Here is a 17,138-nt window from a genome sequence, read left to right as displayed (position 1 = left end):
TCGCGGGCGGCGCGGAAGGCGGCGAGGGCGCGCTGTTCGGCCTCGGTGGGCTCGGTGGTTCCGGTCTCCGCGGCCCGGTGCAGGGCGGCGGCCAGCCGGTCCTCCAGCGTGGCCTCGTCGAAGACGCCGGCGCGGCCGTCGGCGTGCCGACGGCCGGGGGCCACGTGGCCGCTGTGCCGTTCACCCATGCCCGCTGTCCGTTCCCGTCCGGCTGCGCGACCGGTCCGACGTGTTCGTGGTGCCGGCCGTGCGCCCGCGCCCGTACGTACGGCTCAGGTGCCGCAGCCGACTCATCCACCGGATCGGCCGGTACGGGCCGTGGCTGCCGCCGTTCACTTCGACTCACCCAGCGTCCGGCGGCCGTCATCCGTCACACCTGTCACGCCCAGCTGCTGCGCCAGGCGCTTCAGCCCCCGGTGCGCGGCGGTGCGCACCGCGCCGGGCCGCTTGCCGAGGACGCGCGCGGCGGCGGTGCCGTCGAGGCCGACGACGACGCGCAGCAGCACGGCCTCGGCCTGGTCGCGGGGCAGTCCGCGGATCAGCCGCAGGGCGTGCTCGGTGGACAGGGACTCCAGTACCTGGTCGTGCGTGTTGTGCTGCCCGGGCAGCTCCAGCAGGTCCTGTTCGAGCGCGGAGGGCCTGGGCCGTACCTTCTGCCGCCGCAGGTGGTCCAGCGCGCGGTGCCGGGCGATGGTCGCCGTCCAGCCGCGGAACCCGGCGCCGTCGCCGCGGAACCGTCCCAGGTCGCGGGCGATCTCCAGCCAGGCGTCGGAGGCGACGTCCTCGGCGTCGTCGCCGACCAGTCCCCGCAGGTAGCCGAGCAGTCCGGGCTGCACGATCCGGTAGGCGACCGCGAAGGCGGCCTCGTCACCCTGCTGGGCCCGCGCGACGGCCTCGCCCAGTTCCCCGTCGTACGCGTGCACGCGGCGGGGTTCGCCTGCCTGGCCCAAGAACTGTCCTCGTCCGTACCGGTTCGTAGCGACTCCGCACCGTTCGGCACGGTCCTGCTTGCCCTCGCCCTCCACGGTCATCAGCGCCGGGGCGGTGGCAAGTGTCACAGCGGCTCACCGGGACGATCCGGCGGTCGGGCCTCAGGGCCTGGCGGAGCCGGGCGCCGCCTCGCGGCTGACTCCGCGCGTGGCGTCCCGGCACAGCAGGCGCAGCGAGCCGTCGCCCGTGTAGCAGCGGCGGGCCTCCTCGATCGGGTCCCACAGGCGGCCGTCCGGGGTGCGCACCCAGTGGTCGCCGCCGGAGGACCACCACTCGCCGCCGGTCTGACGGACGATCACCTCACCGGCGTAGGCGCCGAATCCGCGCAGCACCGTCTCCACGGCGGCGTACGGGGCGGACTCGCGGCGTATGCCCTCGATCATGCGGTCGACGCTCCACAGACTGTGCGCCGAGTAGTCGAGGCGCAGCCGTGCTCCTTCGCGCATCGCGGCCACCGCGTCCGCCGCCCACCGGACGGGTTTGGCGGCGGCGGAGGGCCTGGGCTCCTGCTGGGGCGTCGCGTTCGTCGCTGTCGTCGCAGTCGTCACATGGGGAAGAGCGTGCGGGCCCGGTGTTTCGTCACCCGAATTCCGGCGTGTTTCCGCAACCGGCGCAGGACCGCCTCAGCTCCGCCGCACGACGGTCACAGCCCCGCCTGAAGTGGGGCCGTTCTAGGGGGTGTCCCTGCGGCTGCGGCGGGACAGGGCCGCGCGCAGCACGCGGCGGCCCTCCGTGGTCACTTCCAGCGCCCGGCGCAGCCCGGCCGGGCCGTGGCCGGACAGCACCTCCAGGACGGTGATCTGGCGGCGCAGTTCGGCGGCGACGAGCGGTGACATGCCGTCCGTGCGGCCCGCCCGGGGCGCGTCGACGGTGCCGGCGCGGTCCTCGGCGGGGTCGGCGCCGTCGAGGAGGCGGTGGATGCGCAGGGCGGCGACGGAGCAGGCGTCGGCCCACGGCCGCAGTTCCCCGGCGGAGCGGTCCGCCGGGGCGGCGGTGAGCATGCGGTGGGCGAGCGTGACGGCCTCGTCGGCGCCGGCGGTCTGGTCGAGTTTGTCGCGCACCAGCGCCAGGTGCCCGGGCCAGTCGCCCGGGGCGGCGTCCACGGAGAGAGCGGCCCACAGGGGACGCAGCACCTCGTCGTCGCCGCCCAGCAGCGGCACGCACCGATCCAAACAAGCCAACCCGCTCACGGCCAGCCCGAGCTCGTCGGCCTGCGCTATCCGTTCCACAAGGCTCATCCACGCCTCCCCTTTTTTCAGGGCTCGGTTCGCCTCCGGGGCACTCGCCGATACGGAGCCCGCACTTCCCCTTACTGCGTGCGACGGCCCGGGAGTGTCACTCGGGCACCACCCCGAGCCGGTCGAGGAGGCGGAAGAAGAGGTTTTCGGCCACCGGGTCGGGGTCCGCGGACAGCACCTCCACCAGCTCGGCGGCGGACACCGTGTGCCCGGCCTCCGCGGCCCAGTCGACGGCGCGGTCGGCCGCGTCCCGGGGTTCCAGGAAGTAGTCCTCCAGGGTGAGTTCCTCCTCCCCGCCCCCGCCGATGTACCCGGCCATCGCGGTGCGCGCCAGACACGTCGTCCACGCCCCGCTCTCCGGCGCCGCGGCCTCCACGACCACGCAGTCGCTGTCCATGACGTATCCGAACAGCGCCGGCGCGCCGGTCTCGCGTGCGACGTCGTTCATGTTCCCGATGTCGCCGCCGCCGCTCGGGTACTCCCACACCTGCCAGCCGTCCGGCGCCGAGGTGCGCAGGGTCATGCCCTGGGCGGCACCGGCCAGCGCGTCCAGCTCGGCGAGCGGCCGCTCCCCACGGCCCACGACGAAATACCCCCAAAAGCCCATGTGCTGGTGTTCCCCCTGATGTATCGGTTCGGCTGAGCAGAACACCACCACAGTCGCACGGCAGTTCGCAGCCGTATGCGGCAATCCGTCACGGAGCGGGCGCGCGGACGGCTCAGCCGAGCCGCTCCGCCAGGGCGCGGAACTCCGCCCAGGACAGCTCCGGCGGGTCCGGATCCCACAGCTTCTGCACCGTCGCCCGCAGCGGCAGCCGGATGCCGGCCGCGACCTGCTCCTGGGTCTGCGCGCGGGGCAGGTCGCCCCAGATGGCGAAGGAGCCGCCGATGATCTGGGAGTCGTAGCGGGCCGGGACGGGGGTGGTGCCGCGCAGCACCCGCGGGGTCCACTGCTCGTAGATCCGCTGTCCCGTCGGGTAGACGAAGGTCAACGGCTCGCCGAGGACGTAGTAGAGGAACTCGTCGTTGTAGTTGATGACCTTGCGACCCTCGGCGAGATATTCGGCGGGCTGCCGTGCGCCGATCTCCTTGCCGGTCCAGTAGGCGACCTGGATGTCCTTATCGGCCTGCACGGAGCCGCCGCGGAAGAAGCCGTCGTTCCAGGCGCGGGGCGTGCGGTCGTGGGCGCGGACGGTGGCGGCACGGTCGTTGAGCCAGCCGGTGGTGAGGTCCTCGACGGTCGCGCCCGAGCCGTAGCGCTCCCGCGCGGCGGCAGCCAGGTTCGGGAACGACGCCTCGGGGTCGGACACCACCAGTGCCTGGTACTCGTCGCCGCCGAGGTGCCACTGGCTGCCGGGGAAGAGGCCGGCGTACTCGTCGATCAGCTCGTCGACGATCTCGGCGGACTCCGGCTTGGAGATGTCGATGGCGCCGCGCACGGCCCCGCCGTTCACGTTGCGCAGCTGGAGGTCGGGGTGCGCGGCGATGACGGCGCCCAGGTGCCCGGGCGAGTCGATCTCGGGGACGACGGTGATGTGCCGGCTCCGCGCGAGGTCGACGATCCGCTTCACCTGCGCCTTGGTCAGATGGTCCTGCGACACGATCTCGGGGTGCGAGTCGGACTCGATGCGGAAGCCCTGGTCGTCGGAGAAGTGCAGGCCCAGCTCGTTGAACTTCAGGTCGCCGAGCTCGCGGATCCGGTCCTCGATCCAGCCGGCGTCGTAGTGCTTGCGCGCGATGTCCAGCGACAGTCCGCGCCGCTGCTTGGCGGGCTCGTCGCGCACCACGCCCTCGGGTGCGGCGCCGGCGCCCTTGATCTCCTGCTTGAGGGTGCGGGTGCCGTAGAACACGCCCGCCTCGCCGGGGCCGCTGACGGTGACCCGTCCGCCCCGCACGGTCATGGTGTACGACTCGGGATTCGCCCCGGAATCCCGGTTCAGCTCCAGCCGCAGGTCCCCCGCCTTCTCGTCGTCCTTCTCCCCCGCGTACGTCAGCCCCAGTTCGCCGGCTATCAGGCGCCCCTCGTCGGCGAGTGCCCCGTCGTTCACGACGACCCGGTGTCCGCGCCCGGGCTTCCAGCCCGGTCCGCGCTCGGCGGTGTGCTCACGCACCGCGGGTATGGTGCGCGGCGCCTGCGACAGGGGGTACGAGCGGCTGGGGCTGGGACTGGGGCTCTCCCCCGGTGTCGTCCCGGCGGCCCGGCCGGATCCGTCGCCGCGTTCCTCGGCGGAGGTCGCCGCCGCGCCCCCGCCGTCGCCGTCCGAGGAGGCCCAGAGCCCGAGTCCGACGCCCGTCCCGGCGACCAGCGCACCCGCGGTGAGGGCCACGACCGCCACCCGCCGCTGCTTGATCCTCTGCACGGATGCCCGACGCCTGTGCTGCCGTTGCTGCCTGTGCTGACTCACACCGCCAACCTACGGCCCATCCGGGTGAAGGGCGTCGCCGAGCCGTTCCGAAACTCTCCCGTCCGGGTGAATTCCGGGTATTGATCGGACACGTCGTGGACTCACTCGATAACGTGATGTCACAACTCTCACACCATCCACCGGACCGACACGCGACACCCACGAGGACCCACGCTGCCTGCGCACCGTCTCCCAGACCTCCCCGGCCGTGTCGCCATACCCGGACAGTCCCGCGACACACCCCCGCTGATCCTTTTCAACGCGGCCCCGCCCGACGCGGCCCAACGCACCCTCCTGACCTGCCTGCACAGCCACACCTGGGCCGAGCGTGTCGCCGGCCACCGCCCGTACCCGGACGTGGACGCCCTGCTGGCGGCCTCCGACGAGGCGGCGTACGACCTGAGCGCGACGGATCTGGCGGAGGCCCTGGCCGCCGAGTCCCTGCCCGCCCTCCCCGAGGACACCTACTCGGCCGCCCACACGGCCCTCGACGCGGCCCAGGCGGCCTACGAGGCCCGCTTCGGACACGCGTTCGTGATCTACCTGGACGAGACCCCACCGGAAGAACACCTGGACCGCGTCCTCGCCGACATCCGGTCACGATTGGCGAACGATCCGGACGACGAACGCCAGGTGGCGGCGGAGCAGCTCCGGCGCCTTGCAAGAAGCCGCCTGGGCAGCACCCTCAGGGGCGCGGGGAACTGCGCGACCAGCCACTGACGCCCCCGCACCCGGCAAACCACCGCAAACCCCACCCCCGTAGCCGCCTCCCTAGCCCAGACGCGTGCCACTTTGATCACACCCCGCCACCCCCGCTGAGCCCAGCGGCAGCGCATCGCTACGATGCTGGGGGCCGGTGGACCGTACCCGGCCGGGCCCGACCGACACGACAAAGCCGGCGCGGCCCCAATCCCCGCTCCCGGAGGAAACTTCCGTGCCGGCTGGAACGCTGTACCGCGGCCGGGAAGGAATGTGGTCCTGGGTGGCTCACCGAGTCACCGGCGTCCTCATTTTCTTCTTCCTGTTCGTTCACGTGCTGGACACCGCCCTCGTGCGGGTGTCCCCGGAGGCCTACGACAAGGTCGTGGCCACGTACAAGACGCCGATCGTCGCGCTGCTGGAGTACGGCCTCGTCGCCGCCATCCTCTTCCACGCGCTCAACGGCCTGCGTGTCATCGCCGTCGACTTCTGGATCAAGGGCGCCCGGTACCAGAAGCAGATGCTCTGGACCGTCGTCGCCGTGTGGGTCGTGCTGATGCTCGGGGCGATCTACCCCGTCCTCGGCCACGCCGCTCGTGAACTGTTCGGGAGCTGACGCCAATGTCCACGACTGAAACCTCCGCCTCGGGAATCGGCCCCGTCGAGGGCGCGTCCCTCTACTCCGTCGACAACCCGGCGCCGGTCATCGAGCCCCCGCGCAAGCGCACCAAGAAGACCCCGAAGACCACCCGCGGCAACTTCGAGCTGGCCGCGTGGCTGTTCATGCGCCTGTCCGGTGTCGTGCTGGTCGTCCTGGTCATCGGCCACCTGCTCATCCAGCTGGTGCTGGACGGCGGCGTGTCCAAGATCGGCTTCGCCTTCGTGGCCGGCCGCTGGGCCTCGCCGTTCTGGCAGGTCTGGGACCTGCTGATGCTGTGGCTGGCGATGCTGCACGGCGCCAACGGCCTGCGCACGGTCATCAACGACTACGCCGAGCGGCCGAACACCCGCCTGTGGCTCAAGGGCCTGCTCTACACCGCCACGGTGTTCACCATCCTGCTGGGCACGCTGGTGATCTTCACCTTCGACCCGAACATCCGCTAGGCACGGGGCTGCGAGAATCATGAAGATCCACAAGTACGACACCGTCATCGTCGGCGCCGGTGGCGCCGGTATGCGTGCCGCCATCGAGGCGACGAAGCGCAGCCGCACCGCTGTCCTGACCAAGCTCTACCCCACCCGCTCCCACACGGGCGCCGCGCAGGGCGGTATGGCCGCCGCGCTCGCCAACGTGGAGGAGGACAACTGGGAGTGGCACACCTTCGACACGGTCAAGGGCGGTGACTACCTGGTCGACCAGGACGCCGCCGAGATCCTGGCGAAGGAGGCCATCGACTCCGTCCTCGACCTGGAGAAGATGGGCCTGCCGTTCAACCGCACCCCGAACGGCACCATCGACCAGCGCCGCTTCGGCGGTCACAGCCGCAACCACGGCGAGGCCCCGGTCCGCCGCTCCTGCTACGCGGCCGACCGCACCGGCCACATGATCCTCCAGACGCTGTACCAGAACTGCGTGAAGGAGGGCGTGGAGTTCTTCAACGAGTTCTACGTCCTGGACCAGCTGATCACCGAGGTCGACGGCGTCAAGAAGTCGTCCGGCGTGGTGGCGTACGAGCTGGCCACCGGTGAGATCCACGTCTTCCAGGCGAAGGCCGTGATCTACGCGTCCGGCGGCTGCGGCAAGTTCTTCAAGGTGACGTCGAACGCGCACACGCTGACCGGCGACGGTCAGGCGGCCGTGTACCGGCGGGGCATCCCGCTGGAGGACATGGAGTTCTTCCAGTTCCACCCGACCGGCATCTGGCGCATGGGCATCCTGCTGACGGAGGGCGCCCGCGGTGAGGGCGGCATCCTGCGCAACAAGGACGGCGAGCGCTTCATGGAGAAGTACGCGCCGGTCATGAAGGACCTGGCGTCGCGTGACGTCGTGTCCCGCTCCATCTACACGGAGATCCGCGAGGGCCGCGGCTGCGGTCCCGAGGGCGACCACGTGTACCTGGACCTGACGCACCTGCCGCCGGAGCAGCTGGACGCCAAGCTGCCCGACATCACCGAGTTCGCGCGGACGTACCTCGGTATCGAGCCGTACACGGACCCCATCCCGATCCAGCCGACCGCGCACTACGCGATGGGCGGCATCCCGACGAACGTCGAGGGTGAGGTCCTGGCGGACAACACCACCGTCGTGCCGGGCCTGTACGCCGCCGGTGAGGTCGCCTGCGTCTCCGTGCACGGCGCCAACCGCCTGGGCACCAACTCGCTGCTGGACATCAACGTGTTCGGCAAGCGGGCCGGTATCGCTGCGGCCGAGTACTCGCAGACCGCCGACTACGTGGAGCTGCCGGAGAACCCGGAGTCCTTCGTCGTCGAGCAGATCGAGCGGCTGCGGTCCTCCACCGGCAACGAGCGGGTGGCCGAGCTCCGCAGGGAACTGCAGGAGACGATGGACGCCAACGTGATGGTGTTCCGCACCGAGCAGACGATCAAGACGGCGGTCGAGAAGATCGCCGAGCTGCGCGAGCGCTACAAGAACGTCGCCATCCAGGACAAGGGCAAGCGGTTCAACACGGACCTGCTGGAAGCGATCGAGCTCGGCAACCTGCTGGACCTCGCCGAGGTCATGGCGGTGTCCGCCCTCGCCCGCAAGGAGTCCCGCGGCGGTCACTACCGCGAGGACTACCCGAACCGCGACGACGTCAACTTCATGCGCCACACCATGGCGTACCGCGAGGTCGGCGCCGACGGCACCGAGACCGTCCGTCTGGACTACAAGCCGGTCGTCCAGACCCGCTACCAGCCGATGGAGCGTAAGTACTGATGGCTACCCCTGTTCTGGACAAGGCGGACGCGGCCGGCAAGCCCGAGCCGGGCTTCGCCGACTCCCCCTACATCACCGTCACCTTCCGGATCCGCCGGTTCAACCCGGAGATCTCGGCGGAGGCGACCTGGGAAGACTTCCAGCTGGAGATCGACCCGAAGGAACGTGTCCTCGACGGTCTGCACAAGATCAAGTGGGACCTGGACGGCACGCTGACGTTCCGCCGCTCCTGCGCCCACGGCATCTGCGGCTCCGATGCCATGCGGATCAACGGCAAGAACCGTCTGGCGTGCAAGACGCTGATCAAGGACATCAACCCGGAGAAGCCGATCACGGTCGAGCCCATCAAGGGCCTGACGGTCCTGAAGGACCTGGTCGTGGACATGGAGCCGTTCTTCCAGGCGTACCGGGACGTGATGCCCTTCCTGATCACGAAGGACACCAACGAGCCGACGCGTGAGCGGCTGCAGTCCGCGGAGGACCGCGAGCGCTTCGACGACACCACGAAGTGCATCCTGTGCGCGGCCTGTACGACCTCGTGCCCGGTCTTCTGGAACGACGGCCAGTACTTCGGTCCGGCCGCCATCGTCAACGCGCACCGTTTCATCTTCGACTCGCGTGACGAGGCGGGCGAGCAGCGCCTGGAGATCCTCAACGACCGCGACGGCGTGTGGCGCTGCCGCACGACCTTCAACTGCACGGACGCCTGCCCGCGCGGTATCGAGGTCACGAAGGCGATCGCCGAGGTGAAGAGGGCGCTGATCACGCGCCGCTACTGAGGTCGTCTCAGGCACGGACAGCACCGAGGCCCCGAACCTGCGTGGTTCGGGGCCTCGGTGTCGTATGCGGCAGGACGTCAGCCGCGCAGCACGCGGCCCTGCTTGTCGGTGCGGTCGTTGCTGACCAGGAACATGATGCCGTCGATCAGCGCCCAGATGCCGACGCCACCGCAGGTGAGCAGCTGGGCGACGCCGACGCCGACGGAGCCGACGTAGAAGCGGCCGATGCCCAGCGTCCCCAGGAAGAGCTGGAGGATGCCGGCGACGATCTTCGACTTGTCGGAGTACGGGCGGCCCTGGGGGTCGTAGCCGAAGGGGGCGTCGGGGGCGGGGACAGTCATGGTGGTGCTCCTGGGAAAAGGACGTGACGAGCCGGGCGGATTGCCCGGGCGGCCCAGGAGGGACCACCGTGTGAAGGTGTGCGGATGCGCGCGACAGCTGCGGTTCGCCGGCTGTTCCCCCCTGCGCAGGAGGAGCGTAAGAGTCCGGCCGGGCGGGCGGGGAGGGGGGTGGAACGACTGTTCCCGTTCCGTGATCAACGGGGCGGGGTTCCCGGCGGACTCAGACGATGTTGCGGAGCACGGTCCAGGCCACCGCGGTCAGCAGGATCAGCGCCTGGGCCCATGGAGCGATGCGGGGAGCCCAGGTGCGGCCTCTGAGGCCCTCCACCGTCCAGCGGCCCCACAGAGCCAGCGCGAACGGCGCGGCCAGCAGCAGAGCCCGGTTGTCCAGCCAGGCCGCGGCGAAATGACCGTGCATCAGGTCGTACACCATGCGCGTGCCGCCGCAGGCCGGGCACAGCAGGCCGGTGACCACCCGGAAGGGGCACTGGGGCAGGAGGTGGCCGGGCTCGTGCGGGTCGGTGCCCCACAGATAGGCGGCGCCCGCGGCACCGGCCGCGAGCACCACCAGGGGGGCGACCGCGGGTTGCCACCGCGGACGCCCGTCTGACGGGGCCGGACGGACGGCGTCAGCCACGCAGGATCCGGCCCTGGTCGTCCGTGCGGTCGTTGCTCACCAGGTAGATGATGCCGTCGATCAGCGCCCAGAAGCCCAGGCCGCCGCAGGTGAACAGCTGGGCGAGACCCACGCCGACGGAGCCGACGTAGAAGCGGCCGACGCCGAAGGTGCCCAGGAAGAGCTGGAGGATGCCGGCGACGATCTTCGACTTGTCGGAGTACGGGCGCCCGTAGGGGTCGTAGCCGTACGGCGCGTTGGGGTCGCCGGGAGGGAAGCCGGGGGGCGGGTAGCCGCCGGGAGGTTGCTGGTATCCGGACTGCGGATAGCCGCCGGGAGGCTGCTGGTATCCGGACTGCGGATAGCCGTAGGGGCCGGGCTGGCCGGCCGCGCCGGGGTTCGGGTAGCCGTAACCGGGCGGCTGGGACGGCTGCTGCGGCTGCTCACTCACGGTGGTGTCACTCCTGGAAGGCGGCGGGAAAGCTGCCAGTCATATTGCAGGACGGGCGGGGCGGAACAGAAGTCAGGGCCGTGACGTACCCCACCCGCCCTTCGGGCACAGTCCAGTTGAACATGTTCAAAAGGCCGGTCTAGAGTGTTCCCCGTCAGCGTTTTGAACGCGTTCAAGAGAGGGTGGGGGACATCATGGACCGTACGGTCATCGCCTATGTCATCTATCTGGTGGTCAGCATCGCGCTGACTGTGTGGGTGGCGCGCACGCTCAGCCGCAACGGGCGGGTGTTCCTCGCCGATGTGCTGAAGGGCAACGAGAAGCTCGCGGACGCCGTCAACCACCTGCTGGTGGTGGGCTTCTATCTGGTCAACCTCGGCTTCGTGGCGCTGTATCTGAGCGACAGCGGGTCGATCGAGGACACCCGCGGCATCTTCGAGGCCCTGTCGGCCAAGCTCGGGGTGGTGCTGCTGGTGCTCGGCGTGATGCACCTGGGCAACGTGTACGTGCTCAACCGGATCCGGCGGCGCGGGGTGATGGAGCGGGAGCAGATGCCGCCCGTGCCCGCGCAGGACTGGGTGGCCCCGTCGGCCGGGGCGTGAGCGCCATGACGGCCACCGCACGGGACCGGGGCGCCGCGCGCGTCCCGGTCCGCCGGCTCACCGTGCTGTACGACGCCGAGTGCGCGCTGTGCCGCTTCGTACGGGACTGGCTGGGGCGGCAGCGGCAGCTGGTGCCGCTTCAGTTCGTCCCGGCGGGCTCCGAGGCGGCGCGGGAGCGTTTCCCCGGGCTGGGCCACCGGGTCACGCTGGAGGAGATCACCGTCGTCGGGGACGCCGGGCAGGTCTACCGGGGCGCCGCCGCCTGGATCGTCGTCCTGTGGGCGCTGCGCGAGCACCGCCCGCTCGCGCACCGGCTGAGCACCCCGTCGGGGGCCCGGCTCGCCAAGGGGGCCGTGCTCGCCGCCGCCAAGTGGCGCGGGGCGCAGTGGGGCGGGCAGGCGTACCGCCGCCAGGACGGCTGGGTCTACGACGGCCGCTCCGGGTGGTCCTACGCCCGCGCGGACTGCGCGGACGGCAGCTGCGCGACGCCGAGGACACCGGGCTAGGCTCTCTGTCCGTGCCCGCGAAGAACGACGGCCCCGGCGACGGTGGCGCACTCAGCAAGTCCGAGCAGACCCGTGCCCTGATCCTGGAGACGGCCATGCGGCTGTTCCAGGAGCGCGGGTACGACAAGACGACGATGCGGGCCATCGCCAAGGAGGCCGGGGTCTCCGTCGGCAACGCGTACTACTACTTCGACGGCAAGGAACACCTGATCCAGGGCTTCTACGACCGGATCGCCGCCGAGCACCAGGTGGCGGTCCGGGAGGTCCTGGCACGGGAGACCGATCTGGAGGCGCGGCTCGCGGGCGTGCTGAAGGCGTGGCTGGACATCGCCACGCCGTACCACGAGTTCGCGGTGCAGTTCTTCAAGAACGCCGCCGATCCGGACAGCCCGCTCAGCCCGTTCTCCCCGGAGTCGGAGCACGCGCGCACGGAGGCGATCAGCGTGCACCGGGCGGTTCTCGCCGGGACGAAGACGAAGGTGCCCGAGGAACTGCGGGACATCCTCCCGGAGTTGATGTGGCTGTCCCAGATGGGGCTCGTCCTGTACTGGATCTTCGACCGCACCGAGGGGCGGGAGCGCAGCTACCGGCTCGCCGAGCGGGGCGCCCGGCTCACCGCGCGCGGTGTCGCGCTGGCCCGGTTCCGGGTGCTGCGGCCCCTCGTGCGGGACGTGCACGAACTGTTCACGGAGTTCCTGCCGGGGATGACCAGGGCGCTGCCCGACCCCGCGAAGAAGAGGGCGCCCGCCGACAGGTCGTGACGTCGACGGGCGCCCCCGGTCAGCTCAGTTGACGGGGTCCATGTCGCCCACGGCGAGCTCCACGTCGTACACCAGGGGGCCGTCGCTCACCGTGACGTGCGCCGCGCGGGAGGCGAACGGGGTGGCGGTGACCGCGATCAGGTAGGTGCCCGGGCCCGGCACGGACAGGATGTAGGAGCCGTCGGCCAGGGAGAACACCCGGTCCAGCTGGCGTCCGCCCGGCGTCAGCAGGGTGACGGCGGCGCCGTCCACCGGATCGCCGTCGGCGCTGCGGACGAAACCGTGCACGACGGAGGACGCACCGGCGGGCTCCGGCTCCGCGACCGCCTTCGCCGGCTCCTCCTTCGGCTCGACCGCCAGATGCGGCAGCCGCCTGTCCAGCCACCGCGGCAGCCACCAGTTGGACGTGCCCAGCAGATGCATCACGGCCGGGACGAGTGCCGTACGCAGGATGAACGCGTCCAGCGCCACCGCGGCGGCCAGGCCCACGCCCGCCATGGCGGCCCCGTAGTCGCCGCTGAGCACGAAGGCGAGGAACACGCAGACCATGATCAGCGCCGCGGAGTTGATGACCCGGCTCGTCTCGGCGAGGCCGACGCGGACCGCGCGGGCGTTGTCCCGGGTGTGCACCCACTCCTCGTGCATCCGGCTCACCAGGAACACCTGGTAGTCCATGGACAGGCCGAACAGCAGCGACAGCATGATGATCGGCAGGAAGGCCGCGATCGGGCCCTCGGTGCCGAGGCCAAGCAGGTCCAAGCCCCAGCCCCACTGGAAGATCGCCACCAGGACGCCGAAGGAGGCCGCCGCCGCGAGCAGGTTCATCAGCGCCGCCGTCAGCGGCACCACCAGCGAGCGGAACGCGATCAGCAGGAGCAGGAAGCCCAGGCCGATGATCGTGGCGATGAACAGGGGCAGACGGTCGCCGGTGACGGAGGCGAAGTCCTTCGACACCGCGGTCACTCCGCCGACATGGGCCTCGACGCCCGCGTCCGGGATCACGTCCTCGCGCAGGGTGTCGATGAGCCGGTCCGTGCGTTCGTCGGTCGGGGCCGTGGTGGGCACGACCTGGATGACCGTGACGCCGTTCGCCGGTGGCGCGGCGGCGACCTGGGCGACGCCCTCCGTGCGCTCCACGGCCGTCACCAGGGCCGGGGACGCATCGCCGTCGACGACCACCTGGAGCGGGCCGTTGAAGCCGGGGCCGAAGCCCTCGGCGAGCAGGTCGTACGCCTTCCTGGTGGTCGTGGACGCGTCGTCGTTGCCCTGGTCGACGGTGCCGAGGCGCAGCGACAGCAGCGGCACGGCCAGGGCGGCCATCAGGACGACGGCCAGGACGGCGACGGACCGCGGGCGCCGCTCGACACCGGCCGACCAGCGGGCGGCGAGACCACTCGGCTGCTCCGTCTCGGGCCCCTTGGCGGCGAGTGCGCGGCGCTGGCGGCGGCTGAGCACCCGGTGGCCGAGGAGGCCGAGGAGCGCGGGCAGCAGGGTCACCGCCGCCAGCACGCTGAGCACGACGGTGAGCGAGGTGCCGATCACCACACCGTCCAGGAAGCGCAGGTTCGTCACCAGCATTCCGGCGAGCGCGATGCACACCGTGCCGCCCGCGAACAGCACCGCCCTGCCCGAGGTGTTGAGGGCGGTGACCGCCGCCTCCTCCGGGTCGGCGCCGCGCAGGATGCCGCGCCGGTGCCGGGTGACGATGAACAGGGCGTAGTCGATGCCGACGCCCAGACCGATCAAGGTGGCCAGCAGGGAGGCGAGTTCGGGTACGTCGGTGACATGGCTGATCAGCTGGGTGCCGAACATGCCGATGCCGACGCCGAAGACCGCGACCACGATCGGCAGCAGCATCGCGAACAGTGACCCGAACGCCACGAACAGCACCACGGCCGCCGCGAGGATGCCGACCAACTCGGCCGTGCCCGTGGGCGGTTCCTGGACGCGGGTGATGGCCTGGCCGCCCAGCTCCACCTGAAGTCCGTCGCCGGCCGCGTCCTTGGCCGTGTCGACGACGTCCTGCACCAGTTCCTTCGGTACCGCGTCCGCCTGCTCGGCGAACGTCACCTGCGCGTAGGCGATCCGCCCGTCCCGGCTGATCTGCGCCGCGCCCTGCGGCCTGTAGGGGTCGGTGACCTCGCCGACGCCCTCCATGCGGCCGATCTCCGCCAGCGCGGGCGCGATCCGGCCGCGTACGGCGTCGTCGCGCACGGACCCCTCGTCGACCTTCCACACCACGGTGTCGGTGTCCCCCGCGCGCTCCGGGAACGCCTTCTCCATCAGGTCGTACGCCTTCTTGGAGTCGGTGTCCGGCAGCGAGAAGACGTTCGCGTAGTTGGTGCCCGCGCTGCTCGCCGTCGCCGCGAGTCCGAACAGCGCCCCCACCCACAGCAACAGGACCACCAGCCGATGCCGATAGCACCAGCGTGCCAATACCGCCACGTTTGAGCTCCTTCGGTTGCTCGGTCGGTCCCCCGGGTCCTGGGCAAGAGAATCCGTGGCGGCACCCGTGCGGGGACACGACTCGCCGCGGACTCTCAAGGAACTCCAAAGGGCTGAAGCGGTACGGGTGTCAGTGATCGTGCCGATACTGGGGGAATGACGACGGCTCCAGGCACCGTGCTGGTCGTGGAGGACGAGGAGAGCATCGCGGACGTCCTCGCCATCGCCCTGCGCTACCACCGGTTCGAGGTCATGACGGCGGGCACCGTCCGCGAGGCGCTCGCGCTCACCGAGCACACCGCGCCCGACGTGGCCCTGCTCGACGTGATGCTCCCGGACGGCGACGGGCGCGCGCTCGGGCGTGAACTGCGCGCGCGGCGGCCGGAGACGGCGCTGGTGTTCCTCACCGCGCGTGACGCCCCGGCGGAGATCGTGGGCGCGCTCGGCTTCGGCGACGACTACATCACCAAGCCGTTCAACATCGACGAGGTCGTCGCCCGCATCACGGCGGTGCTGCGCCGCACCCGGCCGGCCGACGTCCTGCCGCAGCGGGCGCCGCTGCGCTACGGCGACCTGGAACTCGACGAGACGACGTACTCGGTGCGCCGCGCGGGACAGACGGTGGAGCTGACCCCCACCGAGTACGCGCTGCTGCGCTTCCTGGTGCGCAACGGCGGCCGGATCGTGCCGAAGGAGCAACTGCTGCGGCACGTCTGGCAGTACGAGCACACACCGCCGGAGTCGACCGTCGTGGAGACCTACATCAGCTATCTGCGGCGCAAGCTGCACGCGCTCGGCCCGCCGGTGATCACCACCCGGCGCGGGGTCGGATACGGGCTGGCATGAGGCCGCGGCTCAGGATGCCGAGGCCGCGCTGCGGGCGGGGGATCCACTCGCTGCGGGGACGGCTGACGCTGGCGAACGTGGTGCTGCTGGCGCTCGGCATCGTGGCGGCCACCGCGGTGAGTGTGTGGGGCATGCGCTACTACCTGCTGGACCAGATCGACACCGAGCTCACCCAGACCCGTGACTCGCTGGGCGGCTCCCAGCTGACGCTGCGGCAGATCGACTCGCTGAGCGTGCTGAGCTTCTTCCGGGAGCGGATCGAGCCCGAGCGGGACCGGGAGGGCAGCCCCGACTCGCTGTTCGCGGCCGTGGACGCGCGCGGCGAGCCCGTCCGCGTGCTCGGCTTCGAGCCGACGCCGGCGCAGCGCGCCTTCGCGGACACCGTAGGCGATCCGCGCCCGCTGATCGCCGATCCCGAGCCGCACGACGTCACCGTGGGCGGCGCCTCCTACCGGGCGACCGCGACCCGGCTCGCGGACGGCACGTACATCCTGATGGGCACCTCGACCGAGTCCCTGCACCGGGGCGTCACCAAGGCGGTCAAGTTCGATCTGGCCATCGGCACACTGCTGTTGCTGCTGCTGGCGTGCGTGACGATGTGGAGCGTACGGCGCCGGATGCGGCCGCTGGAGGACATGGTGGAGACCTCGTCGGCGATCGCCGAGGGGGATCTGACCCGCCGGGTGCCCTCCAGCCGGGACCCGATCCTGGAGGTGGAGCAGCTGCGGCTCGCCCTCAACTCCATGCTGCACCAGGTCGAGTCGGCGTACCGGACGCGCGAGCGCAGCGCGGCCCAGCTGCGCCGCTTCGTCGCCGACGCGTCGCACGAGCTGCGCACGCCGCTCGCCGCGATCCGCGGCTACCTCCAGCTGTACGAGCGGGGGATGCTGCGCGAACCGGAGGAACGCAAGCGGGCCTGGGACCGGATGATGACCGAGTCCGACCGGATGGGGCGGCTCGTCGACGAACTGCTGGTGCTGGCGCGGCTGGACCAGCGGCCCGAACTGCGGCTGCGGAACGTGGACGTGAGCCGGCTGGTGCGGGACGCGGCGGAGGACCTGCGCGTGCAGCAGCCGGAGCGGCCGGTGAGCGTCGAGGCGTCCGGTGCGGTGCTGGTGCGGGCCGACGAGTCGGGGCTGCGGCAGGTGCTGGGCAATCTCCTGGCCAACGTCCGCATCCACACGCCCGCGCAGGTGCCGGTACGGCTCGGGGTGACCCGCGCGGAGGACACCGTACGGCTGTGGGTGGAGGACGACGGGCCGGGGCTCTCGGCCGAGGACGCGTCCCGCGTCTTCGACCGCTTCTTCCGCGCGGGCGGCGGCGCGGGCAGCGGCCTGGGCATGGCGATCGTCCAGGGGGTGGTCCAGTCCCACGGCGGCGAGGTGAGCGTGCGCACGGCACCGGGCGAGGGGCTGGCGGTGACGGTGAGACTGCCGGTGCGGGGGCTGTCGGGGGCGGAGGAGCTGTCGGGGCGGCCGGGGGACAGGGCGGCCGGTGAGGATGCGGTGCCGCTTCCGGCCACGCCGCCGTAGCGCCTTCGGCGCAGGGGCGGCGCCCTTGCGGAGGGCCGGCCGGCGGTCG

20 protein-coding genes are annotated in these 17,138 nt (G+C 71.3%); 10 read left to right on the top strand and 10 right to left on the bottom strand.

What is annotated here, in order from left to right; genetic code table 11:
• The 6 genes from N4P33_RS21205 to N4P33_RS21180 all read right to left on the bottom strand — a co-directional run.
• On the bottom strand, nt 1-188 hold a 188-nt coding region (locus N4P33_RS21205), incomplete at its 3' end, for a hypothetical protein (protein WP_260828222.1).
• A 144-nt stretch (nt 189-332) separates the two neighbouring features.
• On the bottom strand, nt 333-950 hold the full coding sequence (locus tag N4P33_RS21200; RefSeq protein WP_260828226.1) for an RNA polymerase sigma factor: 618 nt from the start codon (nt 948-950) through the stop codon (nt 333-335).
• A gap of 141 nt (nt 951-1,091) precedes the next feature.
• A complete protein-coding gene (locus N4P33_RS21195; protein WP_260828221.1) occupies nt 1,092-1,538 on the bottom strand; it encodes a hypothetical protein in 447 nt (148 codons plus the stop codon).
• 123 nt (nt 1,539-1,661) lie between these two features.
• Nucleotides 1,662-2,228 carry a hypothetical protein gene (locus tag N4P33_RS21190; protein WP_260828220.1) on the bottom strand — a complete coding sequence of 189 codons (567 nt, stop codon included), beginning with the start codon at nt 2,226-2,228 and terminating at the stop codon, nt 1,662-1,664.
• 97 nt (nt 2,229-2,325) lie between these two features.
• On the bottom strand, nt 2,326-2,835 hold the full coding sequence (locus N4P33_RS21185) for a hypothetical protein (RefSeq protein WP_260828219.1): 510 nt from the start codon (nt 2,833-2,835) through the stop codon (nt 2,326-2,328).
• A gap of 112 nt (nt 2,836-2,947) precedes the next feature.
• On the bottom strand, nt 2,948-4,579 hold the full coding sequence (locus tag N4P33_RS21180) for a glycoside hydrolase family 20 protein (RefSeq protein WP_260828225.1): 1,632 nt from the start codon (nt 4,577-4,579) through the stop codon (nt 2,948-2,950).
• Between the two features lie 270 nt (nt 4,580-4,849).
• Here N4P33_RS21180 and N4P33_RS21175 point away from each other — a divergent pair, with 270 nt between their 5' ends.
• The 5 genes from N4P33_RS21175 to N4P33_RS21155 all read left to right on the top strand — a co-directional run bounded on the left by N4P33_RS21175 (nt 4,850) and on the right by N4P33_RS21155 (nt 8,989).
• Nucleotides 4,850-5,353, top strand: coding sequence for a 2-oxo-4-hydroxy-4-carboxy-5-ureidoimidazoline decarboxylase (locus tag N4P33_RS21175; RefSeq protein WP_260828224.1), 504 nt, complete (start codon nt 4,850-4,852; stop codon nt 5,351-5,353).
• 214 nt (nt 5,354-5,567) lie between these two features.
• Nucleotides 5,568-5,948 carry a succinate dehydrogenase, cytochrome b556 subunit gene (sdhC, locus tag N4P33_RS21170; protein WP_167993605.1) on the top strand — a complete coding sequence of 127 codons (381 nt, stop codon included), beginning with the start codon at nt 5,568-5,570 and terminating at the stop codon, nt 5,946-5,948.
• A 5-nt stretch (nt 5,949-5,953) separates the two neighbouring features.
• A complete protein-coding gene (locus N4P33_RS21165; protein WP_184818201.1) occupies nt 5,954-6,436 on the top strand; it encodes a succinate dehydrogenase hydrophobic membrane anchor subunit in 483 nt (160 codons plus the stop codon).
• 19 nt (nt 6,437-6,455) lie between these two features.
• Nucleotides 6,456-8,210 carry a succinate dehydrogenase flavoprotein subunit gene (gene sdhA, locus N4P33_RS21160; protein WP_260828218.1) on the top strand — a complete coding sequence of 585 codons (1,755 nt, stop codon included), beginning with the start codon at nt 6,456-6,458 and terminating at the stop codon, nt 8,208-8,210.
• On the top strand, nt 8,210-8,989 hold the full coding sequence (locus tag N4P33_RS21155) for a succinate dehydrogenase iron-sulfur subunit (protein WP_260828217.1): 780 nt from the start codon (nt 8,210-8,212) through the stop codon (nt 8,987-8,989). The genes sdhA and N4P33_RS21155 overlap by 1 nt, the downstream gene beginning before the upstream one ends.
• Before the next feature lie 77 nt (nt 8,990-9,066).
• On the opposite strand, the gene N4P33_RS21150 is transcribed toward N4P33_RS21155, so the two are convergent.
• The 3 genes from N4P33_RS21150 to N4P33_RS21140 all read right to left on the bottom strand — a co-directional run bounded on the left by N4P33_RS21150 (nt 9,067) and on the right by N4P33_RS21140 (nt 10,397).
• A complete protein-coding gene (locus tag N4P33_RS21150; protein WP_260828216.1) occupies nt 9,067-9,330 on the bottom strand; it encodes a TM2 domain-containing protein in 264 nt (87 codons plus the stop codon).
• A gap of 220 nt (nt 9,331-9,550) precedes the next feature.
• On the bottom strand, nt 9,551-9,967 hold the full coding sequence (locus N4P33_RS21145; protein ID WP_260828215.1) for a DUF2752 domain-containing protein: 417 nt from the start codon (nt 9,965-9,967) through the stop codon (nt 9,551-9,553).
• Nucleotides 9,960-10,397 carry a TM2 domain-containing protein gene (locus N4P33_RS21140; protein WP_260828214.1) on the bottom strand — a complete coding sequence of 146 codons (438 nt, stop codon included), beginning with the start codon at nt 10,395-10,397 and terminating at the stop codon, nt 9,960-9,962. Before N4P33_RS21140 ends, N4P33_RS21145 begins: the two co-directional genes overlap by 8 nt.
• A gap of 194 nt (nt 10,398-10,591) precedes the next feature.
• Between N4P33_RS21140 and N4P33_RS21135 the strand changes: the two genes are divergently transcribed.
• The 3 genes from N4P33_RS21135 to N4P33_RS21125 are packed head-to-tail and all read left to right on the top strand — an operon-like array spanning nt 10,592 to nt 12,266.
• A complete protein-coding gene (locus N4P33_RS21135; RefSeq protein WP_260828213.1) occupies nt 10,592-10,999 on the top strand; it encodes a hypothetical protein in 408 nt (135 codons plus the stop codon).
• 5 nt (nt 11,000-11,004) lie between these two features.
• A complete protein-coding gene (locus N4P33_RS21130; protein WP_260828212.1) occupies nt 11,005-11,505 on the top strand; it encodes a thiol-disulfide oxidoreductase DCC family protein in 501 nt (166 codons plus the stop codon).
• 11 nt (nt 11,506-11,516) lie between these two features.
• Nucleotides 11,517-12,266 (top strand): TetR/AcrR family transcriptional regulator, encoded by a 750-nt coding sequence (locus N4P33_RS21125; protein ID WP_260828211.1) that lies wholly within the window; start codon nt 11,517-11,519, stop codon nt 12,264-12,266.
• Nucleotides 12,267-12,290: 24 nt separating this feature from the next.
• On the opposite strand, the gene N4P33_RS21120 is transcribed toward N4P33_RS21125, so the two are convergent.
• Nucleotides 12,291-14,702: an MMPL family transporter gene (locus tag N4P33_RS21120; RefSeq protein WP_260828223.1), complete on the bottom strand. Its 2,412-nt coding sequence runs from the start codon at nt 14,700-14,702 to the stop codon at nt 12,291-12,293.
• A gap of 165 nt (nt 14,703-14,867) precedes the next feature.
• Here N4P33_RS21120 and N4P33_RS21115 point away from each other — a divergent pair, with 165 nt between their 5' ends.
• Both N4P33_RS21115 and N4P33_RS21110 read left to right on the top strand, forming a co-directional pair.
• Nucleotides 14,868-15,557: a response regulator transcription factor gene (locus N4P33_RS21115; RefSeq protein WP_260828210.1), complete on the top strand. Its 690-nt coding sequence runs from the start codon at nt 14,868-14,870 to the stop codon at nt 15,555-15,557.
• 14 nt (nt 15,558-15,571) lie between these two features.
• Nucleotides 15,572-17,089 (top strand): cell wall metabolism sensor histidine kinase WalK, encoded by a 1,518-nt coding sequence (locus N4P33_RS21110; RefSeq protein ID WP_260828209.1) that lies wholly within the window; start codon nt 15,572-15,574, stop codon nt 17,087-17,089.
• The last annotated feature ends 49 nt before the right edge of the window (nt 17,090-17,138 follow it).

It is taken from the genome of Streptomyces sp. 15-116A (assembly GCF_025290915.1).
Classification (GTDB): domain Bacteria; phylum Actinomycetota; class Actinomycetes; order Streptomycetales; family Streptomycetaceae; genus Streptomyces.
This window is presented reverse-complemented; position numbering and strand designations above follow the sequence as displayed.